Source organism: Pseudomonas sp. S1_G07 (assembly GCF_054668565.1).
In genome coordinates this window covers 480,163-506,015 of record NZ_CP162778.1, presented here as the reverse complement: position 1 = coordinate 506,015, position 25,853 = coordinate 480,163, and the positions used below count along the sequence as shown (strand labels likewise).

The 25,853-nt window shown below is 61.2% G+C and carries 25 protein-coding genes; 8 read left to right on the top strand and 17 right to left on the bottom strand.

The window, feature by feature from the left end:
• Positions 1-10: 10 nt before the first annotated feature.
• Complete coding sequence (etfB, locus tag AB4O05_RS02400; RefSeq protein ID WP_460133419.1) at positions 11-781, top strand: electron transfer flavoprotein subunit beta; 771 nt, start codon at positions 11-13, stop codon at positions 779-781.
• A 122-nt stretch (positions 782-903) separates the two neighbouring features.
• Here the strand turns inward: etfB and AB4O05_RS02395 are convergent, their stop codons facing one another.
• The 14 genes from AB4O05_RS02395 to gbcA all read right to left on the bottom strand — a co-directional run bounded on the left by AB4O05_RS02395 (position 904) and on the right by gbcA (position 14,087).
• A complete protein-coding gene (locus AB4O05_RS02395) occupies positions 904-2,820 on the bottom strand; it encodes a secretin N-terminal domain-containing protein (protein WP_460133421.1) in 1,917 nt (638 codons plus the stop codon).
• Positions 2,821-2,838: 18 nt separating this feature from the next.
• Positions 2,839-3,327, bottom strand: a complete 489-nt coding sequence (locus AB4O05_RS02390; protein WP_460133423.1) for a hypothetical protein — start codon at positions 3,325-3,327, stop codon at positions 2,839-2,841.
• A complete protein-coding gene (locus AB4O05_RS02385; RefSeq protein WP_460133424.1) occupies positions 3,324-3,860 on the bottom strand; it encodes a hypothetical protein in 537 nt (178 codons plus the stop codon). The genes AB4O05_RS02390 and AB4O05_RS02385 overlap by 4 nt, the downstream gene beginning before the upstream one ends.
• A 6-nt stretch (positions 3,861-3,866) precedes the next feature.
• Positions 3,867-4,424 carry a hypothetical protein gene (locus tag AB4O05_RS02380; protein ID WP_460133426.1) on the bottom strand — a complete coding sequence of 186 codons (558 nt, stop codon included), beginning with the start codon at positions 4,422-4,424 and terminating at the stop codon, positions 3,867-3,869.
• A complete protein-coding gene (locus tag AB4O05_RS02375) occupies positions 4,421-5,143 on the bottom strand; it encodes a hypothetical protein (protein WP_460133428.1) in 723 nt (240 codons plus the stop codon). Before AB4O05_RS02375 ends, AB4O05_RS02380 begins: the two co-directional genes overlap by 4 nt.
• Complete coding sequence (locus AB4O05_RS02370; RefSeq protein ID WP_460133429.1) at positions 5,124-6,761, bottom strand: GspE/PulE family protein; 1,638 nt, start codon at positions 6,759-6,761, stop codon at positions 5,124-5,126. Before AB4O05_RS02370 ends, AB4O05_RS02375 begins: the two co-directional genes overlap by 20 nt.
• A 4-nt stretch (positions 6,762-6,765) precedes the next feature.
• The gene (locus tag AB4O05_RS02365; RefSeq protein ID WP_460133430.1) at positions 6,766-7,950 is read right to left on the bottom strand and encodes a type II secretion system F family protein; all 1,185 of its coding nucleotides are present in this window, start codon (positions 7,948-7,950) and stop codon (positions 6,766-6,768) included.
• On the bottom strand, positions 7,947-8,411 hold the full coding sequence (locus tag AB4O05_RS02360; protein ID WP_460133432.1) for a transglycosylase SLT domain-containing protein: 465 nt from the start codon (positions 8,409-8,411) through the stop codon (positions 7,947-7,949). The genes AB4O05_RS02365 and AB4O05_RS02360 overlap by 4 nt, the downstream gene beginning before the upstream one ends.
• A 6-nt stretch (positions 8,412-8,417) precedes the next feature.
• The gene (gene gspG, locus AB4O05_RS02355) at positions 8,418-8,849 is read right to left on the bottom strand and encodes a type II secretion system major pseudopilin GspG (RefSeq protein ID WP_460133434.1); all 432 of its coding nucleotides are present in this window, start codon (positions 8,847-8,849) and stop codon (positions 8,418-8,420) included.
• A gap of 214 nt (positions 8,850-9,063) precedes the next feature.
• Positions 9,064-10,599: a lytic polysaccharide monooxygenase gene (locus AB4O05_RS02350; RefSeq protein ID WP_460133435.1), complete on the bottom strand. Its 1,536-nt coding sequence runs from the start codon at positions 10,597-10,599 to the stop codon at positions 9,064-9,066.
• Between the two features lie 74 nt (positions 10,600-10,673).
• Positions 10,674-11,180 carry a type II secretion system protein gene (locus tag AB4O05_RS02345; RefSeq protein ID WP_460133438.1) on the bottom strand — a complete coding sequence of 169 codons (507 nt, stop codon included), beginning with the start codon at positions 11,178-11,180 and terminating at the stop codon, positions 10,674-10,676.
• Complete coding sequence (locus AB4O05_RS02340) at positions 11,167-11,547, bottom strand: type II secretion system protein (protein WP_460133440.1); 381 nt, start codon at positions 11,545-11,547, stop codon at positions 11,167-11,169. The genes AB4O05_RS02345 and AB4O05_RS02340 overlap by 14 nt, the downstream gene beginning before the upstream one ends.
• Entirely contained in the window at positions 11,522-12,016 is a 495-nt protein-coding gene (locus AB4O05_RS02335; protein WP_460137705.1) for a type II secretion system protein, read from the bottom strand. Before AB4O05_RS02335 ends, AB4O05_RS02340 begins: the two co-directional genes overlap by 26 nt.
• A 775-nt stretch (positions 12,017-12,791) precedes the next feature.
• Positions 12,792-14,087 carry a glycine-betaine demethylase subunit GbcA gene (gene gbcA / locus AB4O05_RS02330; protein WP_460133442.1) on the bottom strand — a complete coding sequence of 432 codons (1,296 nt, stop codon included), beginning with the start codon at positions 14,085-14,087 and terminating at the stop codon, positions 12,792-12,794.
• Positions 14,088-14,369: 282 nt separating this feature from the next.
• Between gbcA and gbcB the strand changes: the two genes are divergently transcribed.
• A complete protein-coding gene (gene gbcB, locus AB4O05_RS02325; RefSeq protein WP_460133444.1) occupies positions 14,370-15,470 on the top strand; it encodes a glycine-betaine demethylase subunit GbcB in 1,101 nt (366 codons plus the stop codon).
• Positions 15,471-16,098: 628 nt separating this feature from the next.
• Here the strand turns inward: gbcB and AB4O05_RS02320 are convergent.
• From AB4O05_RS02320 to AB4O05_RS02310, 3 genes are all read right to left on the bottom strand, one after another.
• Complete coding sequence (locus AB4O05_RS02320; RefSeq protein WP_460133446.1) at positions 16,099-16,632, bottom strand: REP-associated tyrosine transposase; 534 nt, start codon at positions 16,630-16,632, stop codon at positions 16,099-16,101.
• 85 nt (positions 16,633-16,717) lie between these two features.
• Positions 16,718-16,918, bottom strand: coding sequence for a hypothetical protein (locus AB4O05_RS02315; RefSeq protein ID WP_460133448.1), 201 nt, complete (start codon positions 16,916-16,918; stop codon positions 16,718-16,720).
• Between the two features lie 184 nt (positions 16,919-17,102).
• On the bottom strand, positions 17,103-18,143 hold the full coding sequence (locus AB4O05_RS02310) for a threonine aldolase family protein (RefSeq protein WP_460133449.1): 1,041 nt from the start codon (positions 18,141-18,143) through the stop codon (positions 17,103-17,105).
• A 90-nt stretch (positions 18,144-18,233) separates the two neighbouring features.
• Here AB4O05_RS02310 and AB4O05_RS02305 point away from each other — a divergent pair, with 90 nt between their 5' ends.
• The 6 genes from AB4O05_RS02305 to AB4O05_RS02280 all read left to right on the top strand — a co-directional run bounded on the left by AB4O05_RS02305 (position 18,234) and on the right by AB4O05_RS02280 (position 25,734).
• Complete coding sequence (locus AB4O05_RS02305; RefSeq protein ID WP_460133450.1) at positions 18,234-18,998, top strand: TraX family protein; 765 nt, start codon at positions 18,234-18,236, stop codon at positions 18,996-18,998.
• Between the two features lie 111 nt (positions 18,999-19,109).
• Positions 19,110-20,363 (top strand): serine hydroxymethyltransferase, encoded by a 1,254-nt coding sequence (glyA, locus tag AB4O05_RS02300; RefSeq protein ID WP_367235712.1) that lies wholly within the window; start codon positions 19,110-19,112, stop codon positions 20,361-20,363.
• A 22-nt stretch (positions 20,364-20,385) separates the two neighbouring features.
• Entirely contained in the window at positions 20,386-21,636 is a 1,251-nt protein-coding gene (locus AB4O05_RS02295) for a sarcosine oxidase subunit beta (protein ID WP_010207084.1), read from the top strand.
• A 15-nt stretch (positions 21,637-21,651) separates the two neighbouring features.
• Positions 21,652-21,954: a sarcosine oxidase subunit delta gene (locus AB4O05_RS02290; RefSeq protein WP_003194855.1), complete on the top strand. Its 303-nt coding sequence runs from the start codon at positions 21,652-21,654 to the stop codon at positions 21,952-21,954.
• Positions 21,951-24,968, top strand: coding sequence for a sarcosine oxidase subunit alpha (locus tag AB4O05_RS02285; protein ID WP_460133452.1), 3,018 nt, complete (start codon positions 21,951-21,953; stop codon positions 24,966-24,968). The genes AB4O05_RS02290 and AB4O05_RS02285 overlap by 4 nt, the downstream gene beginning before the upstream one ends.
• Positions 24,969-25,101: 133 nt before the next feature.
• Positions 25,102-25,734 (top strand): sarcosine oxidase subunit gamma, encoded by a 633-nt coding sequence (locus tag AB4O05_RS02280; RefSeq protein WP_460133453.1) that lies wholly within the window; start codon positions 25,102-25,104, stop codon positions 25,732-25,734.
• The last annotated feature ends 119 nt before the right edge of the window (positions 25,735-25,853 follow it).

Here is a 25,853-nt window from a genome sequence, read left to right as displayed (position 1 = left end):
GGATATGGCCATGACGACCAATGTAATCAGCCTGGTATCCATCGGCGCCCACCCCACGTCGGGGCGCCCGCGGCGTGCGGAGCAAGATGCGCGCGCCGTGGAACTGGGCCTGCAAATGGCGGGGGATAAGCTGCAGGTGCTGCATGCCGGCAACATTGCCGAACCCACCTTGCGCAGCTACCTGGGCATGGGCCTGGCGCAACTGCATGTGCTGGAACAACCGGCCGGTGCCGACGCGCTGCCGGTGCTCAGTGACTACCTGCGCGAGGCGGGTGCCCAGGTGGTGTTGACCGGTAGCCAGGCGGAAACCGGTGAAGGCTCGGGCATGCTGCCGTTTTTGCTGGCCGAGCAATTGGGCTGGCCGCTGATTGTCGGCTTGGCGCAGGTGGAGTCGATCGAGTCGGGCGTGGCCCATGTGCTGCAAGCCTTGCCGCGCGGTCAGCGGCGGCGCTTGAAGGTGCGCTTGCCGTTTTTGGCCACGGTGGATAACGCCGCGCCCAAGCCTCGGCAAAGCGCGTACGGCCCGGCGCAACGCGGTGAGTTGGCGGCCCATGAAGTCGAAGTTGAAGAGGACGAGTTATTCACCGGCGCCCTGCTGCAACCGGCCAAACCCCGGCCCAAGCGTCTCAAGGTGATCAAGGCCAAGAGCGGTGCCGACCGCATGAAAGCCGCCACGGCCAAGGCCAGCGGCGGCGGTGGGCAGGTGCTCAAGGGCGTGAGCGCCGAAGAGGGCGCGCAGGCGATTCTCAAGTTGTTGGTGGAAGAGGGCGTCGTACGCTGATTCAGAAACACCTCAACACCAAAATGTGGGAGCGGGCTTGCTCGCGAGTGCATGCTGCCCGTTGATGAATAAGTCGACTGACACGGCGTATTCGCGAGCAAGCCCGCTCCCACATTGGGTCTTCATTGGGGCGCGGGCTCAGGTGCTGGCGCCGGCTTGGGCACCAACTCCGGCAACGGCGGCGGCAGTGCCTGCCAGGTCGAATCCGGCTGCTGCATCGGCGGTGGCAACGCGGGCGTAGGGTCGCCTCCGGTCGGTTTGAGAATCATCTTTTCGGTGGTATCGCGCAGGATCATCCCCTGGGTTGAGCTGCGCGCCTCGGTGCCACTGTGAAAGGTGCTGATCTGGGAGATCGGCAGGTCCAGGTTGCGTTCGATCCTCGGCGTCAGCAGCAGGATGATCTCGGTTTTCTGCTGGGTACTCTGGTTGGTGCCAAACAGCTTCTTGCCTATCCATGGGATCTGGCTCAACCACGGCAACCCCGAGCCTTCGTCGACATCCGCCGTGCGGATCAGCCCCGAGACGATCTGGGTCTCATTGTTGCGCGCGGTCAGCAGCGTCTTGGTGGAGCGCGAGCCCAGCTCGAAGGTGGCCGGCACGTTTTCCGAGCCGGGAATGCGCTTGGTGATATGGCTCATTTCCACGTTCAATTCCAGGTTCACCTCATCGCTCAGGCTGATATTGGGCTTGACCGTGATCTGCAGCCCCACGTCCTGGTAAGACACCGACGAAGTGGTGATCTGGTTGGCGGTGGTGGTAGTAACCACCGGGATTTTATCGCCGATATTCACCGCCGCTTCTTCGCGGTTACGCACCCGTACCCTGGGGTTGGCGAGGGTCACGGTGTTACCGCTGCGCTGCAGCATGTTGATGCGCGCCGAGGTGCTGCCGGAATCGAGCAGGATATTGTCGCCATTGATGCCGCGCAGCGCACTGATAGGGGGGCCGGCCAGCCCGGCGGGCACATTGGCCAGGTTGCCCACGGACACGCCGACGCTCTCCGGGTACTTGATCCCCAGGTTCAACTCGTCCGTCAGGCTGACCTCCAGCACCTGGATATCGATGGTCACCTCCGACTGCGCAATATCGATGGCCTCCACCAGTTTTTCCACGGCGCTCAGGGTGTCCAGGCCGTCGCGCACAATCACCGCGTTCAGGCGCTCGTCCACCAGCACCTCCTTGGGCTTGAGCACTTGCTTGATCTCGGCGCCCACCACCTTGGGGTCACTGTGGCTGAGGTAGAACGTGCGCACCGCCAGTTCCCGGTACTCCCGCTCTTTGTCCGGGCGCCGGGGGTAAATCAGGATGGTGTTGGCGTTGAGGATCTTCTTCTCCAGGCCCTGGGTGGTCAGCAGCAGGTTCAGCGCATCCTCGGCGGTGGTTCTGCTCGCGGTCATGCTCGCCGCGGCGCTCGGGTTGACGTCCTTGTCGATGACAAAGTTGACCCCGGACAGCCGCGCGATGGTCTCGAAAATCGTGGTCAGGCTCTGGGCGCTGAACTCCAGGCTCAGGGGCTTGCGCATGGCTTCGGAGAGGTCGGCGCTGACCAGCTCGCGGGTCAGGGCATTGCGAAAGTCCAGGGCCTCTCGGTAGTTGGGCTTTTGCGCGATGATCTGGCGCACCAGGTTGAGGGCTTCCACCGGGTTGGCGCGTTTCATCTCATACGCCCGCGCCAGCTGCGGGCGCAGCTGTTTCATGGCTTGGATACTCTGGATTTCCTGGCGTGCGCCGAGGTTGCTGGGGTCGTATTTGAGGATGGTTTCCAGGGCGCGGATGGCCGCCGCATCGTCGCCGCGCAGCAGCGCAGCGCTGGCCTCGCGGCTGTATTGGGCAACGAGCAGTTCCAGCTTGCCGAATTGGGCGGTGCGCAGCTGGATATTGTCGGGGTCTTCCCTGGCTTCGGTTTGCAGCACTTCGACCGAGCGCACGATGTCGCCCTGTTGGCGAAATTCATCGCTTTGCTTGATCGCTCGTTCGGTCTCGCATCCACTCAGCGCCATCAGCGCCAGGCTCAGGCGAATCCATGTCCGCGTCGTCATGATCGTGCCCTTCCTGAGTCAATGGGTGTCCAGGCGCAGGGTGCTGGCATGCTTGAGTGGCATGTAGGTCAGTACCACGGCGCTGTCGGTGAGTTTGTCCAGGCGGTAATGGGCGTCCAGCATCTTGCCGGGCGTGATGCGCCCCGGTATCGAACAGCGGGTGCACAAGGTGTACTGGCGGCCATTGCCGCGCAGCACGACGATGTTCGATTGGTTTTCGTAGCGCCATTGCGCGCTGACGGTAAACGGCAGTGGCGGTGGTTTGGCCGGTGAGGTGTCCACTGGTTTTGGCGGTGGCGGGGGTGTCCAGGTTTGGGCGGGGAACAGGTCGAGCGTGGTGCTGGGCGCCTCTGGTGCTGGAGCGGCGGTGTGCTCGGGTTCTGCCGGTTTGGCGACGATAGGTGTGGGCGCGCTCGCGGGGAGTTCGGGTGTGTCCTGCCAGAACAGCCAGCCGCAGCCGATCAGGGTCAGCAACAACAGCACACGCAGATACAGTGGCAGCTTCATTCCACCACCCCCAGTACGCTGACCTTGAGGCTGATATTCAGCATGCCGCTGGTGATCTCTTTGCGCTCCAGCGTGAGGCTTTCGATGCGCACGCCGGGCTCTTGAATGAGCTCAGTCAAGGCCTCGCGCAACAGGCTGTAGGGACCGGTGAGCGGGATCTCGACATCGAGGCGCTGCAGTCCGGTGTCACCTGGCGCGGAGTAGGCCAGGGTGGTCTGCTGGAGGATGAAGCCGCGCTGCGTCAACAGGCCCAGCAGCTTTTCCAGGCGTGGGGCAAAGTCGTCCGCCGTGGGCAGCTTTTCGATCACCGCAGGTTCGGTCACCCGCACGTCCTGGGGCTGTGCGGCGATACCGGCTTGAAGTTCCTGGCGACGTTGGCGGTCGGCGCTGCTCGCTGGATGAATCACCACGGCCTCGATCAACAGCGCGGCCGCGATCAACCCCAGCGCCAGCAGGCCCCAGAAACCCAGGCGGTGTTGCCATTGCTGCAGTTGCCAGCGCAGGCGCGGCAGGTGGCGAGTGAGTGTGTCCATGGGCGGCTATCCTGCGCCAACGCTGAGTTTGACCTGCACCGGATGCTGCGGGTCGTTGGTCTTCAGGGCGCTTTGTTGCAGGGTGACCCGTACCCCTGGCTGGGCCTTGAGCCGGTCCACGAAGCGAAACGCGTCGCTGAGCTGTTTGGTTTCCAGCTCCAGGTGAACCTGTTGGGCCTGGGTATTGACCTCCACGCGGGTCAGGGCGATTTCCCGGGACCAGGCCTGGGCCACGGCATCCATCAGCGGCAAGGGCGTGGCCTTCTGTTGGGTGAACGCCGCCAGCTGTTGTTTTTGCCGGGGCGACAGATGAATGGCGGCCTGGATCAACTGCTCTTGTCGGCGGGTCAGCTGGATAAATTGCTGCTCCAGTGCGTCGGTCTGTTGTTGCTGGTGTGCCATGCCTTGCCAGTGGTGCCAGGTGCCCAGCAGCAGCGCCGCTGTAACCAGCCAGAGCACGGCCACCAGGGGCCGATGGGTCGCGCTGGCGCGTTGGAAATCAACGTCCGGCGCACGGGGCGCGCGCAGGTGTTGCTGCCAGGCGCGGGCGAGCCTGGACGTCATGGTGTCGACTCCAGCCACGGGTGCATGGGCCCCAGGCGGTTTGCCGTCGGGCTGTTGGTGACGACCAGAGTGGCCGGGGCATGGCGCTCGACCAGCAGGTCTGCGGTAAACAGGTTGTCGCTCAAGGCGCTGTCGGGCGGGGTCGGTATGACGCACACCTGGTCGGTCACGCCCTGTTGGCGATAGAGGCAACTGAGGCTGCCGGCTTCGGGGACCGCCAGCACGCAGTCATCGGGCAACTGTCGCCAGTACTGCTGGGCTACCGCCGTCAGCAGCGGCGTGCAGGCCATCAGGGGCAGGCGGCTCAGCTTGAACAGGTCGCGCAGGTCTTGCAGCAAGTCCCGTGGCGTCGCAACCGCCAGGCGCGGTTGGCCGAACGGGCTGTTGGCGACTTGCACGTGCCAGTGCTCGGGGTCGATCCCCGCCTGTTGGTTGAACAGGGCTTGCGCGAAGCCTTGCCAGTCGGCCTGGCTGTACACGCCGGTTTGCCAGCCCAGCATCAGGTACTGCACATGGGGAAAACCCAGCAGCACCGTGGCTCGGTCCAGAAACCCCACGCGGCTTCGGGGCGCCTGTGCCAACAGCCCGGCGCACGCCGCCAATGGCTCACCGCTCTGCTGCGCGTGCCAGACAGGCGCACCGCGCCAGCGTGGGCGAGCCGCCCATTCGGCGCCGGCGCTGTGCAGCCACACCACGTGTTCAATAAAGGGAAATGACACGGTGCACCTCCTTGAGCGTGGTGTCGCCCTGAGCCGCATGGGCCAGCGCGATATCGCGGATGAACACATGGCCGGCTTCACGCGCCAGTTCTCGCAGGGTGGAGGCGGAGCTGCGGTTGAGCAGGCCTTCCTTGATGCGGTCGGTCAGGGTCAGCACTTCGGCCAATGCGAGCCGGCCACGATAACCGGTGTGGCGGCACCCCTCGCAGCCTTTGCCCACGCAGTAGCGGCTGTGCTTGAGCGGGGCCTCGGGCAGTTGGGCAAGCCGAACGAGGTCAGGGTCGGGCTTGGCTTCTACGGCGCAGTCCGGGCAGACGCGGCGCACCAGGCGTTGGGCGACCACGCCGTTGAGCGCCTCGACGAAACTGGCCGGATCCACGTCCATGTAGGTAAAGCGTTCCAGCACGCTGAAGGCGCTGTTGGCGTGTACCGACGACATCACCAAGTGCCCGGTCAACGCCGCCTGCACCGCAATGCCTGCCGTTTCGCCGTCGCGGATTTCTCCGACCAGGATCGTGTCCGGGTCATGGCGCAGGATCGAGCGCAGGCCACGAGCAAAGGTCAGGCCCTTCTTGTCGTTGACCGGGATTTGCAGCACGCCGGGCAGTTCGTATTCCACCGGGTCTTCAATGGTGATGATCTTTTTTTCGCCGGTATTGGTCTCCGACAAGGCCGCGTACAGCGTGGTGGATTTGCCGCTGCCGGTGGGGCCGGTCACCAGCAACATGCCGTAGGGTTCGCTGGCCAGTGCACGGATGCGCGCGATGGTATCGGCGGCGAGCCCAAGGTTTTCCAGGCTCAGGGACTCGCCGCGCTGGGATTTGTCGAGGATGCGCAGTACCGCGTCTTCGCCGTGGATGCTGGGCATGATCGACACGCGAAAATCCACCTCGCGGCGCTGGATGTTCATTTTGAAGCGCCCGTCCTGGGGCACTCTGCGCTCGCCGATATCCAATTCCGACAGCACCTTGATCCGCGACAGCGCCTGCTCGGCCATGTCCAGGCCGCTGGCCTGGCCCATCTGCTGCAACACACCGTCGATACGGTACTTGATGACCAGGCCCATGGGCGTGGTTTCCACATGGATATCACTGGCTCGGCTTTGCAGCGCATCGAACAACATGGAGTTGACCAGGCGCACCACCGGGTTGTCGTCGCGGGCGATGCTGCTCAGGGAGATCTCCTGGGCGGCCTGGCTGACCCGAGCGTTCTCGTCGTCGTCACCAAAGGGCTGCATGACCCGCTGGCTGGCTTCGGCCAGGGTCAATTGCGCCTTGACCGCGCCAGGCAGGCTCATGGCCAGGGGCAGTTGGCGCAAGGCCTGGGAGGACTGCAACCAATGCCGGCTGGCCAGGGTGAACGGGTCGCCGAGCACCAGGCAGGGCTGGCCCTGGTAATCGATCGGCAATAGGTTATGCACCAAGGCCTGGGGCAAGGGGAGCAGGTCGAAACGCCAGTTTTCGCTGAGTGTGTCTGCGGCGATGTCAAGCAGCCCCAGCGGCAAGGCGACGGCGTGCAATTGCTCCGGCGCTTTGGTCAGCAGTTCCGTCAGGTAAGCGGACAGGGTGATGCCCCGTTGGGTGGCCAGCGCCTGCCATTTGCGTGTTTCATCGCTCATCGCATCACCCCTGGATCGAACCCGCCAATTCGAAAATCGGCATGTACAGCATGAACACGATCAGGCCGATCAAGCCGCCCACCACCAGCATCAGCAGCGGTTCGAAGACCTTGCTGAACATTTCGATGGCGCGCTCCAGCGCTTCGTCGTGAAACTGTGCAATGCGCTCGCACATGGCTGCCAATTCGCCACTTTGTTCACCCACCCGCAGCAGACGCTCGGCCACGGCTGTGGTCAGTTGGTGCCGGGCCAGTGAGGTGGACAGTGGCTGGCCGGCCTGGATATCGGTCATGGCCTGGCGCAGTGCGGCTTGACGCTCGGCGGGCAGCAGGGCGCCGGCCAATTCCACCGCCGTGACCACCGGCATCCCGCCCATCAGCAACATGCCGGCAGTGCGATAAAACCGCGCGAGGATAAACAGCGTGCGCTGGGCGCCCAGGCTGGGGATTTTCCAGAACAGGTTGGCCGCGCGCCGCTTGAACCCGGCGCTGCGAAACAACAGCACCAGGGCGGCTATCACCAGCGCCAGGCCGAGCAGCAACTGCATGCCGCGCGCGTCCACCAGCGCCCCCCACCACACCATGAAGCGCGCGGTGGCGGGCAGGTCGCTGACCGCGTCGAACACCGAGGCGAAACGCGGAATCACGAAGAACAGTAAAAACAGCAGGATCAACGCGCCGACGCTGAGTACCACCAAGGGGTACATCAGGGCGCCGCTGACGCGCTTTTTCACGGTCTCCAGGTGCGCTTCGAAATGATGGTAACGACGCAAGGCCACGGCCAATTGGCCGCTGTGTTCCGAGGACGCCACGGTGGCGATCAACAGCGACGGGAACACCTGCGGCTTAAGCAACAGTGCCTTGGACAAGGAGTTGCCTTCATACATCGAGGCGAGCAAATCGCTCATGACCTGCCGGTTGACGCCGGCGGGCGCTTTGTCGCGCAGGGTCTCCACGGCCTCTACCAGCACCAGGCCGGCGTCCAGCAGTACCACCAGTTCCTGGATAAACAGGCCCAGGGCAAACGTGCTGCGCCGGCGGGGTAACTTGAGTGGGCGGCGGGCTTTCAGCGAGACGATCTGGGCACCCTCGGCCAGCAGTTGCTGGCGCGCCTGGGCCAGGTCGACGGCTTGCAGCTGCAAAGACTGCAAATGGCCCTCGCGGATGATGCGCGCGTCAATGTCGATCATGGCGTTTGCCTCGCCAGTTGCTGGCGCTGTTGCAGCAACTCAGCGTAGTAGCGCCACACCGCCAGGGCGTAGCGCGAGCGCCGGGTTTCACGGCCCGGCTTGGCGCCTGCGTTGTAGGCGCCGACCGCCTGCCAGCCGTAGCCTTGTTCGCGGATGAAACCGGCCAGAATCCACGCACCGACCATCACGCTGGTGCAGGGCTGGGTCATCAGGTGCTGTTCGGTGATGCCGAAGCGCGCCAATGCCGGCAAGTGGCGGCTGTTGATCTGCATCAGGCCGATGTCCTGGCTACCGTCGCTGTTGACGTTACGCGCACGCGGGTTGAGGCCCGATTCAACCTTGGCAATGGCGTACAGCAGGAGGGGGTCGATGTGGTAACGACTGGCCGCCAACTGCCAGCAGTTGGCCCGAGCGATGCCCGAAAGGCACAGCAAGATCAGGGCCATCCGCAGCGTGTGCATGGCGGGTCACAGCCCGTACACGATGTCGGCGTAGGTGTTCACACCGCCGGCCTTGCCATCGCGGCCCAGGGAGATGATCTCGGCATCGTTGGGCGGGGTGCCGGGGTTTTTAAACAGGTAGGGGTTACCCCAGGGGTCTGGAGGCACTGACTTGAGGTACGGGCCTTGCCAATTGTTGGCGTTGGCGGGCCGTGTGCTCAGTGCATTCAGGCCGAGGGTTTCGTCGGGGTAGCTGCCGTTGTCCAGGCGGTACTGGTTCAAGGCATCAGCCAGGGACTTCATCTGGCCCTGGGCGGTTTGCACCTTGGCCAGTTCCAGGCGATCGAACATCTTCGGGCCGACGTAGCCGGCGAGCAGGGCGATGATCAGCAGAACGACCAGCAACTCCAGCAAGGTGAAGCCGCGTTGGGGGGTGTGGATAACTGTGCAAGTGCGCATGGAGATACCCTGTTGGGAGTGCCAAGGTACGGCGGTTATGTATCACTCTCCCGGCCCGCTGTTATGCGGGCACCGCCGGTAGGACTGCGTACTGTGAAACTAGAAGACGCTGAACTGATTTTGCATGCTGACAATACGTGTCAACTAACTATAGCAGCGACTTTGATAGCTGAGAGCGCCGCACCTGAGTGCGGCGCAATGTTATTAATTTTAACTATTTAACATCCCAGGCCCGTTGCCAGAAAGTAGAGCCGGGTTTGCCTGGTTCGTTTTCGTTCTGTCCGCACCATGCGCCCTCAGGGCCCTGTTTGCACTCAAACTTCATTCCATGATTGGATACTTTCGAGCCACTGTTATAGCCACCGTCTTTTACCCAAGCAGGGTAATCTCCGTCGTCCTCTGCTGGTGTAACGGTAAAGTTGAACACCGCCTGGTTGGTTTTGCCATTTACCTTGTCACGAACGAGCAGCCGAGCCGCGGAAGGAAGCGACTCCGTGACGGGCAAGGCTTTGCCGCTGATGGTCGGTCCATTCTGTGGCCCGATCATCCCAGGCACAGACCACTCATAGAGCAAGTCATGAGCCCCCGTTGAGCCTGTTCCATTGAACGTGAAGTCTTGTCCTGATTTCAGCGTCGTGGGGCCTGTAATGCGTGCAACGGGCGGTGTCTCAATAGGGTCCGTACCGCCGGCAATCACCGACATCTGGACAGAGTGATCTTTGTTGGCAACATAGATCTGGTTAGCGGCCATGTTGACTGGATCAAAAATCACATTGTTTCCTGTCAGCACCCCCACCTGAACAATCTGCTCATGTTTGGCCAGGAGGTTCTTCAACTCGCCGCCCCACTGAGTCGGCGTTACGTTGGCTGAGGTGATTTTGACTGATTCGTCGACGATTTCAGTGAATGCCTTGGTGCTCCCGAATACGCGCAATCTGACGGTGTCGCCTACTTTAGCGTCGATATCGGGGCCAATGAACGGTCCTTTCGGTGTCCAGGGCGCTGGAATAACAGTGCCGCCAAAAGTGATGTCAGCGCAGTTGCCAAACCCTTCGTTACCCGCATCTTCACGCTGCCAGTAGATATAAAGAATTGCATTGCCCGTTTGCCCGTTGGGCACGGGAACATCGAACTGGAAGAAACCGATGGGAGCTGGTTGGTATGTAGGTTTCGGGGCGATGCTCGCCGCCCAATCCGTACGATAATTGCTGAGCTCTTCTGTGTGTATCAGTTGGAGATCGTCCCATTTTAATGGGGCTCTGGCCTCGTAGCCGGGGCGGGTTAAAAATACCCGGACGTAGCTCGGCACGTGAGGTTGTGGGCCAACGATACGTATTGGCATTTTGCCATTTACCAACGTCACTTGGCTTTTTTGCCAATCGGCAAGCGCCAGGTCGAACCCTCTTTTCCTCGGGTCCCCTGCTGAACACAGTGTTCCATCGACGATATGCGCTTTGAGTTTTTCCAGGTCGCGATGCCCGTCTACGTTACTGGCAAACTCATGCCAGTGTGAAAGGGGATACAAGCGCTCTGTCGGGGTCGGCCAGATCATCGCGGCTGTTTTGCACGCGCCGGGTGTTATGCCTGAGCCATCGGCAGGCCAGTTGTAATTGCCCGCCGATATGCATATGCCTTGCCGTGCGGTGGGATAATCCAGCATCCCATGCCCCCATCCCCACACGGGGAACAATAGCAGTGCCGCCAGCATCCACTTGATTAAATTGCTCGTATATCGCTGTAAGTTATTCATGCTCTAGTCCACCTTCAATTCAGATAACCAAGTTCCGAACTGCTGGAACGATCAGTGTGCTTATGCAGTTGAAATCATTGAGTCAGCTGATCTCCCATGGGAGTAGTGCGGGTTGCAGGGTTACTCTGTCCAGAACCGTACAGAAACACCCACCCTTGATAACTGCCCTGTCCTGTAAAACTGTGATTGATGACTGAAAAGTTGCCTTGTTTGAATGGCCTGCCTTTTGCCTTGCTGAACACGCCCATGATGGTTTCTCCGGGCCCGGCGACAACGCCCCACTCGGCGTTGCCGGTCAGCGGGTCGGTGTAGCGCCGGCGCAGGTAGCGTTTGATCGTCGGTTGGCGACGGTCGAGCACCAGGTCCTCGAGGGATTTGGGAAAGGTACTGCCGGCCTGGTAATACAGCCCGATGGCCCGCCGAATCTCATTGCCGCGCGCCAGCAATTCCAACTCGCGCTCGCGTTGCAGCACGCTGGACCACAGCGTGCCCACTTCCATCAGCATCACGGCCACCACGGCCACGGTCACCAACATGCCCATGAACACCGAGCCCTGCTGGCGGTGTTTACCAGTCTGCATAAGCGCTCCCGTCGTTGGCTGTGCCGGGAGCGCCGCTGCGTACGTCGCCCAGGCCTTGTTCGTCGGAAGGTTGCAGCAGCCAGGTGTCGCGGCTGCCTGTGATCGGGTCTTTGGGGATTTCACGCAGATAACGGCGGTCCACCAGGGCTTGCAGGGAGTCGGGGTTGGTGCCGTGGTCTTCGCGGTATTGGTCCAGGGCCTGGCGTATGGAGGACAGGTTGTGGCGCAGCACGGTTTCCTGGGCCTTGGCGTGCTGGCGGAAATACTGGGGGGTGACCAGGGTCATGAGGGTGGCGATGATGGCCATCACCACCAGCAGTTCGATCAGGGTAAAACCCCGATCACCACTGGCTGTATAACGTTCCATTCAAACTCTCCCGAGTGCTGCGGGATGAAACGTCAAATACATCTTCTCCCTCTTGTGGGTTATCCGCCGTGCTCTTGTAACTGCGCAACTGCCAGGTGTGTGCGGGCGCAAGCTCGGGGCACTCGCACACGGGATCGCGCGGAATGCGGCGCAGGAAGAAGAGTTTTTTACCTTTGAGATCGGTCTTGTCCGTGACCCCCTCGACGAGTGCCTGCAAGGAGGGCGGGTAACCGCTGTCGCTGATACTTTTTTCGATACGGCCGTCGTCGCTGGCTTCTTTATAGGCGTCGATCGCGCGACGTATTTCTCGCAACGAACGCTGCAAGTCCAGTTCCCGGTCGCGTTTACCCATCAACGCCGTCAGCGGATAAGCAACTGTCGAAAGCGTGGCCAGCAGGGCCAGCGTCAGTAGTAATTCAATCAGCGTAAAACCTTTGGCGCAGTGATGGCTGGGTGTGCCCTGCCAGATCACTGTGGTACCTCCTTATTCTTGCGCCAAGGACTTCCGCACTTACCCAGGCTATTGGATGTCACTGCAGAAATGAGTGTAGATGAACTTTTGAATTGAGTATTTTTTGATCAGTCAGCTGACGAGCGGTAGGTTACTCACAAACGCTGTGCACGGGGCTGTGGATAAGGTGTTTGCGGTTGTCCACAGAGCGCGTAAACCCAGGGCTGTAGCCTTCTGTATGAAAAATGAACAGGCTAAGTGACGGTTTTTACAGGTTTTTCCGTGTGGATAAGGTGCATGCAGATCTTCAACTTGCCCCCAAAGTCTGTTGGCGGATCTGTGGACAAGATGTTCGCTACCTTCTACAGCCCAAGTAATACGTGGCCTACAAAGAGTTGGTTAAAAAACACCCAAAATTGTGTTTTGAGCACGAAAACTCGCCGAAAGCCCGTATTTCTCGCGTGTTGAAGTGGTTTTCCACAGCCATCGTGAAGTTGCCCCCAAACTCTGTTGGCGCTTCTGTGGATAAGGTGTTTGTGCACTGCTGGAGGCCACGGGTTGCATGGCTTACAGAGAATTGATCATAAATTGATCAGGCGGACTGAAAAACCGTAGAGCTGAATAAGTCACGGATTTTCTTCGGTTAATTTCAGAAGAGCGGAACAGTTGCCCACAATTGCTGTGGGTGGCTCTGTGGATAAGTTGTTGGGCAAAGGCTGGAGGGCAGGGCGACCAAGGGGTGTCAGGGTTCTGGCTGTTTTTTGTACAGGCCGGAACCCTGACGCTCAATGCGTTACTCGTGAGCTGCAACGCCCTTGAGATACGGCGCCGGTGCCGCCCCCAGGTTGCTGAGCATGCGCTCGCTGTACCAGTCCACAAAGTTCACCACGCCAAACTCGTAGGTCTTGGAGTACGGCCCTGGCTGGTAGGCGGTGGAGTTGATCCCGCGCTGGTTTTCTTCGGCCAGGCGACGGTCCTGGTCGTTGGTGGCGTCCCATACCTGGCGCATGCGCTCCACGTCGTAGTCCACGCCTTCCACGGCGTCCTTGTGCACCAGCCATTTGGTGGTGACCATGGTTTCCTGGGCGCTGATCGGCCACACGGTGAACACAATGATGTGGTCGCCCATGCAGTGGTTCCACGAGTGCGGCAGGTGCAGGATACGCATCGAGCCCAGGTCCGGGTTCTGGATACGGCCCATCAGCTTTTTGCAGCCTTGCTTGCCGTCCAGGGTCATCGACACGGTGCCCTTGAGCAGCGGCATGCGCACGATACGGTTACGCAGGCCGAAGCTGGCGTGGGCGTAAGGGATCTTCTCGGCATCCCAGGCGGCAGCGGAGGCGGCCACGTGGTCCTTGAACGCCTGGTCGGCGCGTGGGTCGGTGACGTCGTCCCATTCCAGCAGGGTCTTGAGCAGCTCGGGGTGCGACGCGTTGCAGTGGTAGCACTCGCGGTTGTTTTCCAGCACCAGCTTCCAGTTGGCTTTTTCCATCAAGGTGGTTTGCACCGCCACCTTGGTGTTCTCCATGTCGTAGGGTTCCATGTAGTGGTTCAGGGTCGACAGGAAATCATCGATGGCCGGTGGGTTTTCGGCCAGGCTGATGAAAATGTAGCCGCCGGCGGTCTTCACGTTCACCGGTTTGAGGCCGTATTGCTTCATGTCGAAGTCGGCGCCCATCTCGGTGCCGGCGAACAGCAGGCGGCCGTCCAGCTCGTAGGTCCACTGGTGGTAGTGGCAGACCAGTTTGGCAACCTTGCCCTTGTCGCTGGTGCACAGGCGCGAGCCACGGTGGCGGCAGACGTTGTGGAACGCATGCACCACGCCTTCGGCGCCACGGATCACGATGATTGGGTTCTTGCCCACTTGCAGGGTCAGGTAGTTGCCCTTGGTCGGGATCTCGCAGGTCATGCCGGCGATCAGCCACTCTTTCTGGAAGATCTCCTGCATGTCGATATCAAACAGCCGTTCATCAGAGTAGAACGGCTGTGGCAGTGAGAAAGTGCGCTCGCGCTCTTGCAGCATCTGCGCGGTGGCCTTGCGTGCGGGTTCCAGCGGATCGCCCAAGCTTAAGGTTGCGGTGACGTCCATCGTGTGTGTCCTCATTGGCCATTCTGTGTGGCCGGCGAATAGTGGCTGATCAGGTTTGCAGCAAGGCGTAAACAGCGTGTTTGTTTGGAACGAGTGTGGGGCCGGCGATGCGACGAACCTTATCCATGAACGACATGGCCCAATCTGATCCCGACGCGCAACCCTAGGTAGTTGGGGGCTGGTCGCGATAAGTATGTGAATGTCGCAGATAGGTAAATGGGCGGTTCTCGCGTTACGCAGAATCGCCACCATAAAGCCGAATATCGGCAGTGGAGAATCAGCATGTCCAATAGCTTCCTGAATCCGGTAACGACCCAGACCTGGGCCAATGGTCGGCACATCGTCCGTTGCGTCAAAGTCATCCAGGAAACCTGGGACGTGCGCACCTTCTGCTTTATGGCTGACCAGCCGATCCTGTTCTTTTTCAAGCCCGGGCAATTTGTCACCCTGGAGCTGGAAATCGAAGGCCAGCCGATCATGCGCTCGTACACCATTTCCAGCTCGCCGTCGGTGCCCTACAGCTTTTCGGTGACCATTAAACGGGTGCCGGGCGGCAAGGTGTCCAATTGGCTGCACGACACCCTGCATGAAGGCCAGGAACTGGCGGTACACGGTCCGGTCGGGCTGTTCAATGCCATGGATTTTCCCAACCCCAAAGTGCTGTACCTCAGCGGCGGCGTCGGCATTACCCCGGTGATGTCCATGGCGCGTTGGTTTTACGACACCAACGCCAACGTCGACATGACGTTTATCCACAGCGCCCGTTCGCCTAAAGACATCATCTACCACCGCGAGCTGGAACACATGGCGTCGCGGATCGATAACTTCAGCCTGCACCTGATCTGCGAGAAACACGGCCTGGGCGAGCCTTGGGCCGGGTATCGCGGTTACCTGAACCACAAGATGCTCGAGCTGATGGTGCCGGACTTCCTCGAGCGCGAAGTGTTCTGCTGCGGCCCGACGCCGTACATGAACGCGGTGAAGCGCCTGCTGGAAGCGGCCGGTTTCGACATGACGCGCTACCACGAGGAGTCCTTCGGCGCTACGCCACCGGAGGCGCGTGCCGATGCGGTGGAGCAAGCCGAACAAGCGGCGGACGCCCCGGAGATCGACCTGGCCGACCTGCATCAGGTGGAATTTATTGCGTCCGGCAAGAGCATCCGCGTGGCGCCGGGCGAAACCGTGCACGCCGCGGCGGCCAAGCTCGGGCTGATGATCCCCAAAGCCTGCGGCATGGGCATCTGCGGCACGTGCAAGGTGATGAAGCTGGGCGGGGAGGTGGAGATGGAGCACAACGGCGGGATTACCGAGGAAGACGAAGCCGAGGGTTACATTCTGTCGTGCTGCAGCGTGCCCAAGGGTGATGTGCGTATTGAGTTCTGATAGACCGGGTTCAGCTCGTTCCCACGCTCCGGGTGGGAATGCCTCTTGGGACGCTCTGCGTCCCGCCGTCAGGCCCGGCGCTAGTCCTGTGCGCGTTGTGACGCAGAGCGTCACGGGCTGCGTTCCCACGCAGAGCGTGGGAACGATCATTGAGTGCTGATAGACCGGGTTCAGCTCGTTCCCACGCTCCGCGTGGGAACGCCTCTTGGGACGCTCCGCGTCCCGCCGTCAGGCCCGGCGCTAGTCCTGTGCGTGTTGTGACGCAGAGCGTCACGAGCTGCGTTCCCACGCAGAGCGTGGGAACGATCTGTCAGTACCAGCGCTGGATTCAGCTCGTTCCCACGCTCCGGGTGGGAATGCCTCTTGGGACGCTCCGCGTCCCGCCGTCAGGCCCGGCGCCAGTCCTGTGCGCGTTGTGACGCAGAGCGTCACGGGCTGCGCTCCCACGCAGAGCGTGGGAACGATCATTGAGTGCTGATAGACCGGGTTCAGCTCGTTCCCACGCTCCGGGTGGGAACGCCTCTTGGGACGCTCCGCGTCCCGCCGTCAGGTCTGGCGCCAGTCCTGTGCGTGTTGTGACGCAGAGCGTCACGAGCTGCGTTCCCACGCAGAGCGTGGGAACGATCTGTCAGTACCAGCGCTGGATGCCAATCAGGCCTTCCATCCCCGCATAGTTGCGAGCACTTGAGTATCGCCAGTGTTCGGCAAGATCCACGTAGCCCCTCTTCACAGGATTGTGGTGGATGTAATCAAGCTTCTGGCGCATCACCGTTTCGCTGTATACCAACTCAGCATGCGAGCCTTCCTGCCAGAGTTGATAAGCCCTATCCGTCTTGTGCGCGCGTTTGCTGAAGCGCAGGCGTTGTAATAACCGTTCAGCGCCTTTGCTATGCAGGTCATCAATAATGGTTCGCGCGGTGAATGATTTGAATTGGCTGAGGCACTTGTTCAGGTCGGGCGCCTGGGCGACGAAGTGCAGGTGGTTTTCGAGGATGACGTAGCCATAAAGACTTAAGTCTTTGTGGCGTTGCTGATAACGCCAGCACTCTAAAAGATGGCCTACGATGTAATCTCGGGTAAACAGTGGAAGCCACTCCATGACGGTACAGGTAAGGAAGTGTGGCTTTTCGGGTTCGGTGATGATGTAGCGGCTTCTGCCCATGGATTCGTCCTTGAATCGGGGGGTGGCTTGGACTCGCAGCGTCCGGGGAGGCATTCCCACGCAGAGCGTGGGAATGATCAGAAGGTTACTGGGCGTAGATGTGGACGACGAAGTGCTGGCCTGAAGCTGTCAATTCATAGACTTTTTCGTAGATCCTCAAGGTTCTCGACGGTTCGCGGATGGTGTCGCCGACTTTGGCGACCTTTCTGAACTCATCCCAATCAATCACCGTAGTGCTGATAGTGCCGTCGCTTTTGAGGGTGTTGCCGTTGCTTTGATATTCCATGATTCAAACCTCTTCTGGATTTCCGTTTCCAGCCGGTTGTTCGGCGGGCGGTTGTGCCCGAAAGGTCGGCCGCTGCAGCGGCCGTTTCCTTGCGGGTTCCAAGAGGCTAGTCAATGAAAGTCAGGCGTGCTGCTGTCGGAAATAACAGATAACAGTCTCGGCATTGCGCCAGTATTCACTCGGCTCAGGCGTTCATCACTACCCTGATATCCGCGGCCAGTTCTCTTACGCGATCTTCCTCGGTATCCCACGCGCACATGAACCGTGCGCCGCCTTTGCCGATGAAGGTGTAGAAACGCCAGCCCTTGGCCGTGAGTGCGGCAATAGCCGGTTCCGACAGTTGCAGGAACACGCCGTTGGCCTGCACCGGGAACATCAATTCCACGCCGGGAATGTCCGCAACCAGACTGCTCAGCAACTGGGCGCAATGGTTGGCGTGGCGTGCGTGCTTGAGCCAGGCGTCGTTTTCCAGCAGGCCCACCCAGGGGGCCGACAGGAAACGCATTTTCGAGGCCAGCTGGCCCGCCTGTTTGCAACGGTAATCGAAGTCTTCGGCGAGCTTGTGGTTGAAGAACAGGATCGCTTCACCCACCGCCATGCCGTTCTTGGTGCCGCCAAAACACAGCACGTCCACACCGGCTTTCCAGGTCAGGTCGGCCGGTGAGCAGCCGAGGAACGCGCAGGCGTTGGAGAAGCGCGCGCCGTCCATGTGCAGGTTCAAACCCAGCTCTTTGCAGGTGGCGCTGATGGCGCGGATTTCCTCGGGGGTGTACACGCTGCCGACTTCGGTCGCCTGGGTCAGGGTCACCACGCGCGGCTTGGGGTAGTGGATATCCTGGCGCTTGAGGGCGATCTCGCGGATCGATTCCGGTGTCAGCTTGCCGTTTTCGGTGCGTGCGACGAGCAGCTTGGAGCCATTGGAGAAGAACTCCGGCGCGCCGCATTCGTCGGTCTCGACGTGAGCGGTTTCCGAGCAAATCACGCTATGGTAGCTCTGGCACAAGGACGACAGCGCCAGCGAGTTGGCGGCGGTGCCGTTGAAGGCGAAGAACACTTCGCAGTCGGTTTCGAACAGGTTGCGGAAACCGTCGGCGGCGCGGTGGGTCCATTCATCGTCGCCATAAGCACGCTGATGGCCGTGGTTGGCTTGTTCCATGGCGGCCCAGGCTTCCGGGCAGATGCCCGAATAGTTGTCGCTGGCGAATTGTTGGCTCTTGTCAGTCATGGCCCATTCCTGTGGTCGATGTTGGTGCGCACTTTAACCAACATAGGCTGGGGTGCGCACGCGCTGTAAATGCAAAGTCGTTGGGGAATTATGCACGGTACTGCAATGATGCCTGTCGGACGCGTCCGCGATGGTGCTTTGGATTTGCTCAAGTGGCTGGCGCTGCTGTGCATGGTCCTCGACCATCTGCGCTACGTCGGTTTGAGCCTGGATGGTCTGTATGTACCGGGGCGCCTGGCGTTCCCGTGGTTTTGCCTGGCGATTGCGGCGAACCTGCATCGGGCCGGCGGTGCGCCGGTGACCGGCCATTGGCGTTACCTGGGTTGGCTGCTGCTGTTCAGCCTGATCAGTGAGGCGCCATACCGCCTGTTTATCGAGGATGCCGATACGTTGAACGTGTTGCCAACCTTGGCACTGGGCCTGCTGGTTGCTAGAGGATGGCGGCAGAAATCGGTGATTGACCGAGGATTGGCGCTGATTGCGGTCACGATAGCGGCAATATTTTCGACGCAATTAATGTTCGGTTTTTTTGGTGTATTGCTGCCGCTGGCGATGCTGCTGGTGTTTCGTCGGCCTTGGTATTTCAGTGTGTTGCCAGGATTGGTCTGCGTGGCCGCCAACCAATGGCAAATCCTGCTCAATAGCGGCACGCCGGTGGCGCTGTTGGGATTGGTCGCGTGCCTGATCGCGCCATTGGCCGGCCTGGTCTTATTGCGACATGCGAAGAGTGCCAGGCCACCCGCCATGCGCCGCTGGGCTTATGCCCTTTATCCGCTGCATTTCCTCCTGCTGCTATTCCTCCGCCACGTCATCGCCCTGCCACATTTGTTCGGTGTTGTTTCGGTAATGTCGTAAACGCACCTTTGCGTGGCGTCCGTAGGCATTTGACCTGTCTACGCCAGCCCTACCATCGCATCAAAGGGCCCTGCACGGGCCTCAACAATACGAAAGGCTGGGAGAGACGCGATGTTCAGCAAACAAGACCAGATCCAGGGATATGACGACGCACTGTTGGCGGCGATGAATGCCGAGGAGCAGCGTCAGGAAGATCATATCGAGCTGATCGCGTCAGAGAACTACACCAGCAAGCGTGTGATGCAAGCGCAAGGCAGCGGCCTTACCAACAAATACGCCGAAGGCTATCCGGGCAAGCGCTACTACGGCGGTTGCGAGCACGTGGACAAGGTCGAAGCCCTGGCCATCGAACGCGCCAAGCAACTGTTCGGCGCCGACTACGCCAACGTACAGCCGCACTCCGGTTCGTCTGCCAACAGCGCGGTGTACCTGGCCCTGTTGAATGCTGGCGACACCATCCTCGGTATGAGCCTGGCCCACGGCGGCCACCTGACCCACGGCGCCAAGGTGTCGTCCTCGGGCAAGCTGTACAACGCCGTGCAGTACGGTATCAACACCGACACCGGCCTGATCGACTACGACGAAGTCGAGCGCCTGGCCGTCGAGCACAAGCCGAAGATGGTCGTGGCCGGTTTCTCCGCCTACTCCAAGACCCTGGATTTCCCACGCTTTCGCGCCATCGCCGACAAAGTCGGCGCGCTGCTGTTCGTCGATATGGCCCACGTCGCCGGCCTGGTCGCCGCCGGCCTGTACCCGAACCCGCTGCCGTATGCCGATGTGGTCACCACCACTACCCACAAGACCCTGCGCGGTCCACGGGGTGGCCTGATCCTGGCCAAGGCCAACGAAGAAATCGAAAAGAAACTCAACGCTGCTGTATTCCCGGGGGCCCAGGGCGGCCCGCTGATGCACGTGATCGCCGGCAAGGCTGTGTGCTTCAAGGAAGCCCAGGAGCCAGGCTTCAAGGCGTACCAGCAACAAGTGATCGACAACGCCCAGGCCATGGCGAGCGTATTTATCAAACGCGGCTACGATGTAGTGTCCGGTGGCACCGATAACCACCTGTTCCTGGTCAGCCTGATTCGTCAGGGCCTCACCGGTAAAGAGGCGGATGCCGCTCTCGGTCGCGCTCACATCACCGTCAACAAGAACGCGGTGCCGAATGACCCGCAGTCGCCGTTCGTGACCTCGGGCCTGCGCATCGGCACCCCGGCGGTGACCACGCGTGGTTTCAAAGTGCCGCAGTGCATCGAACTGGCCGGCTGGATCTGCGACATCCTCGACAACCTCGGCGACGCCGATGTCGAGGCCAACGTGGCCAAGCACGTGTCTGCCCTGTGCGCTGATTTCCCGGTTTATCGCTGAGCGCGGTTTTGGAGTAATGACTATGCAACGCTACTCGGGCTTCGGCCTCTTCAAGCACTCCCTCAGCCATCACGAAAACTGGCAGAAGATGTGGCGCACGCCGACCCCGAAAAAGGTCTACGACGTGGTCATCGTCGGCGGTGGCGGGCATGGTCTGGCGACCGCTTACTACCTGGCCAAAGAACACGGCATCACCAACGTGGCCGTGGTCGAGAAAGGCTGGCTGGGCGGTGGTAACACCGCGCGCAACACCACCATCGTGCGCTCCAACTACCTGTGGGATGAGTCGGCGCACCTGTACGAACACGCGATGAAACTGTGGGAAGGCCTGTCCCAGGACCTGAACTACAACGTGATGTTCTCCCAGCGTGGCGTGTACAACCTGTGCCACACCCTGCAGGACATCCGTGACTCCGAGCGTCGTGTCAGCGCCAACCGCCTTAACGGCGTGGATGGCGAACTGCTCAATGCCAAGCAAGTGGCCGACGAGATCCCGTACCTGGACTGCTCGAAGAACACCCGTTACCCGGTGCTCGGCGCCACCGTGCAACGGCGCGGCGGCGTGGCCCGTCACGATGCCGTGGCCTGGGGCTTTGCCCGCGCCGCTGACGCACTCGGCGTGGACTTGATCCAGCAGACCGAGGTGATTGGCTTTCGTAAGGAAAACGGCGTGTGCATCGGGGTGGAAACCAACAAAGGCTTTATCGGCGCCAAGCGCGTCGGCGTGGTGACCGCCGGTAACTCCGGGCACATGGCTTCGCTGGCGGGCTTCCGTCTGCCGATCGAATCCCACCCGCTGCAAGCATTGGTGTCGGAGCCGATCAAGCCGATTATCGACAGCGTGATCATGTCCAACGCCGTGCACGGTTACATCAGCCAGTCCGACAAGGGCGACCTGGTGATCGGCGCCGGTATCGACGGCTACAACGGCTATGGCCAGCGCGGCTCGTACCCGGTGATCGAACACACCATCCAGGCAATCGTCGAGATGTTCCCGGTGCTGTCGCGCGTGCGCATGAACCGGCAGTGGGGCGGCATCGTCGACACCACGCCGGATGCGTGCCCGATCATTTCCAAGACCCCGGTACCGAACATGTTCTTCAACTGCGGTTGGGGCACCGGTGGCTTCAAGGCCACCCCCGGCTCAGGCAACGTGTTTGCCGCGAGCCTGGCCAAAGGTGAAATGCACCCATTGGCCGCACCTTTCTCCATCGACCGTTTCCACAACGGTGCGTTGATCGACGAACACGGCGCTGCGGCTGTCGCCCACTAACAGGAGAAATTTCCTATGTTGCATATCTTCTGTCCTCACTGTGGCGAACTGCGCTCCGAAGAGGAATTCCACGCCTCCGGCCAAGCGCACATTCCGCGCCCGCTGGACCCGAATGCCTGCACCGACGAGCAGTGGGGCGACTACATGTTCTTCCGCGACAACCCGCGCGGTCTGCACCACGAGTTATGGATCCATGCCGCCGGTTGCCGTCAGTACTTCAACGCCACCCGCGACACCGTGACCTACGAAATTCTTGAAACCTACAAGATCGGTGAGAAGCCTCAGTTCACCGCCAAGGCCTCTGGAGAGAAGGTATGAGCCAGATCAATCGCCTGTCCAACGGTGGCCGGATCGACCGTAACAAAGTGCTGACTTTCAGCTTCAACGGCCAGAGCTACAAAGGCTTTGAAGGCGACACCCTGGCCGCTGCCCTGCTGGCCAACGGCGTCGACATCATCGGCCGCAGCTTCAAGTACTCGCGCCCTCGCGGCATCTTCGCCGCAGGCGCCGAAGAGCCGAACGCGGTGCTGCAGATCGGCGCCACCGAAGCCACGCAAATCCCTAACGTGCGCGCCACGCAACAGGCGCTGTACCAAGGCCTGGTCGCCACCAGCACCAATGGCTGGCCGAGTGTGAACAACGACATGATGGGGATTCTCGGCAAGGTCGGCGGCAAGCTGATGCCGCCGGGCTTCTACTACAAAACCTTCATGTACCCGCAATCGTTCTGGATGACCTACGAGAAGTACATCCGCAAGGCTGCCGGCCTTGGCCGTTCGCCGACCGAGAACGACCCGGACACCTACGACAACTTCAACCGTCACTGCGATGTGCTCGTGGTAGGCGCAGGCCCGGCCGGCCTGGCCGCTGCACTGGCCGCTGCGCGCAGCGGTGCCCGCGTGATCATCGCCGACGAGCAGGAAGAATTCGGCGGTTCGCTGCTCGATTCGCGTGAAAGCCTCGATGGCAAACCGGCTGCCGAATGGGTCGCCAGCGTAATCGCCGAATTGAAAAGCCTGCCGGACGTGCTGCTGCTGCCCCGCGCCACCGTCAACGGCTACCACGACCACAACTTCCTGACTATTCACGAGCGCCTGACCGATCACCTCGGTGACCGTGCGCCGATTGGCGTGGTGCGTCAGCGTATCCACCGTGTGCGCGCCAAGCGTGTGGTACTGGCCACTGGTGCGTGCGAGCGTCCGCTGGTATACGGCAACAACGACGTGCCGGGCAACATGCTGGCCGGTGCGGTTTCCACCTACGTGCGCCGTTATGGCGTGGCGCCGGGCAAGAAACTGGTGCTGTCGACCAACAACGACCACGCCTACCGCGTTGCATTGGACTGGCTCGATGCCGGTCTGCAAGTGGTGGCGGTCGCTGATGTTCGTCATAACCCACGCGGCGCGCTGGTAGAAGAAGCCCGCGCCAAAGGTATTCGGATCCTCACCGGCAGCGCTGTGGTCGAGGCCCGTGGCACCAAGCGTGTGACCGCTGCGCGTATCGCCGCGATTGACGTCAAGGCGCACAAAGTCACCAGCCCCGGCGAGTGGCTGGACTGCGACCTGGTCGCCAGCTCCGGCGGCTACAGCCCGGTGGTTCACTTGGCCTCGCACCTGGGCGGCAAGCCGACCTGGCGTGAAGACATCCTCGGTTTTGTACCGGGTGAAGCGCCGCAGAAACGCGTGTGCGTCGGTGGTATCAACGGCGTCTACGGCCTGGGCGATTCCCTCGCCGATGGTTTTGAAGGCGGTGTGCGCGCGGCCAGCGAAGCCGGTTTTGCCCCGGTGGAAGGCACCCTGCCAAAAGCCTTGAGCCGTCTGGAAGAGCCGACCCTGGCGATCTACCAGGTGCCGCACGATAAGCCGACCGCACGGGCGCCGAAGCAATTCGTCGACCTGCAGAATGACGTCACTGCCGCCGCCATCGAACTGGCGACCCGCGAAGGTTTCGAGTCGGTCGAGCACGTCAAACGTTATACCGCACTGGGCTTCGGCACCGACCAGGGCAAGCTGGGCAACGTCAACGGCCTGGCCATTGCCGCCCGCTCGCTGAACGTGACCATCCCGCAGATGGGCACCACCATGTTCCGCCCCAACTACACGCCGGTGACCTTCGGCGCGGTAGCGGGCCGTCACTGTGGGCACATCTTCGAACCGGTGCGCTACACCGCGCTGCATGCCTGGCACGTGAAGAACGGCGCCGAGTTTGAAGACGTCGGCCAGTGGAAACGCCCGTGGTACTTCCCGCGTAATGGTGAAGATCTGCACGCCGCGGTCAAACGCGAATGCCTGGCCGTGCGCGACAGCGTCGGCCTGCTGGACGCCTCCACCCTCGGCAAAATCGACATCCAGGGCCCGGATGCGCGCGAGTTCCTCAACCGCATCTACACCAACGCCTGGACCAAGCTCGATGTGGGCAAGGCGCGCTATGGCCTGATGTGCAAGGAAGACGGCATGGTCTTCGACGACGGCGTGACCGCCTGCCTGGCCGACAACCACTTCCTGATGACCACCACCACTGGCGGCGCTGCTCGTGTATTGCAGTGGCTGGAAATCTACCAACAGACCGAATGGCCAGACCTCAAGGTGTACTTCACCTCGGTCACTGACCACTGGGCCACCATGACCCTGTCCGGTCCCAACAGCCGCAAGCTGCTGAGTGAGGTCACCGACATCGACCTGGACAAGGACGGCTTCCCGTTCATGACCTGGAAAGAAGGTTTGGTGGGCGGTGTGCCGGCGCGGGTGTTCCGGATTTCGTTTACCGGTGAGCTGTCGTACGAAGTCAACGTGCAGGCTGACTACGCCATGGGCGTACTGGAACAGATCGTCGAGGCCGGCAAGAAATACAACCTGACCCCGTACGGCACCGAAACCATGCACGTACTGCGGGCCGAGAAGGGCTTCATCATCGTTGGCCAGGACACTGACGGCTCGATGACTCCGGACGACCTGAACATGGGCTGGTGTGTGGGCCGTACCAAGCCGTTCTCGTGGATCGGCTGGCGCGGGATGAACCGTGAAGACTGCGTGCGCGAAGAGCGTAAGCAACTGGTGGGCCTCAAGCCGGTCGACCCAAAAGTGTGGCTGCCTGAGGGCGCGCAGTTGGTGTTCGATCCGAAGCAGACGATCCCGATGAAGATGGTCGGTCACGTCACCTCAAGTTATGCGCACAACTCCCTGGGCTACTCGTTTGCCATGGGCGTGGTCAAAGGCGGCTTGAAGCGCATCGGCGAGCGGGTGTTCTCACCGCAGGCCGATGGCAGCGTGATTGAGGCGGAGATTGTGTCTTCGGTGTTCTTTGACCCGAAAGGCGATCGCCAGAATATCTGACACCTGATCGTTCCCACGCTCGGCGTGGGAATGCATCCCGGGACGCTCTGCGTCCCAAGAGCGGACGCAGAGCGTCCAAAGCGGCATTCCCACGCAGAGCGTGGGAACGATCAATTTAAGACACAGGTGCTTTATGACAGCAGCCAATGTTTACCAACAACGCCCCACCTCCGGCGCCAAGGCCGAGTCGTCGCTGCACCATGCCGACCTCGCCAGCCTGGTCGGCAAGGGCCGCAAGAACGCCGGCGTGACCGTGCGTGAAAAGAAACTGCTCGGCCACCTGACCCTTCGTGGCGATGGCCACGATGCCGCGTTCGCCGCTGGCGTGCACAAGGCGGTGGGCATCGAGCTGCCCGGCGCCTTGAGTGTGATCGTCAAGGGCGACACCAGCCTGCAATGGCTCGGCCCGGATGAGTGGTTGTTGATCGTGCCAGGCGGTGAAGAATTCGCCGCCGAGCAGAACCTGCGTGCCGCCCTGGGTGACTTGCATATCCAGATCGTCAACGTCAGCGGCGGCCAGCAGATCCTTGAGCTGAGCGGCCCGAACGTGCGCGACGTGCTGATGAAGTCCACCAGCTACGACGTCCACCCGAATAATTTTCCGGTGGGCAAGGCGGTGGGCACGGTGTTCGCCAAGTCGCAACTGGTGATCCGCCACACTGCTGAAGACACCTGGGAACTGCTGATTCGTCGCAGTTTCTCCGACTACTGGTGGTTGTGGTTGCAAGACGCCTCGGCCGAGTTCGGTCTGAGCGTTCAAGCCTGAGGATGATCGTTCCCACGCTCTGCGTGGGCATGCATCCCGGGACGCTCCGCGTCCCAAGAGCGGACGCAGAGCGTCCATGGCGGCATTCCCACGCAGAGCGTGGGAACGATCAAGGAGTC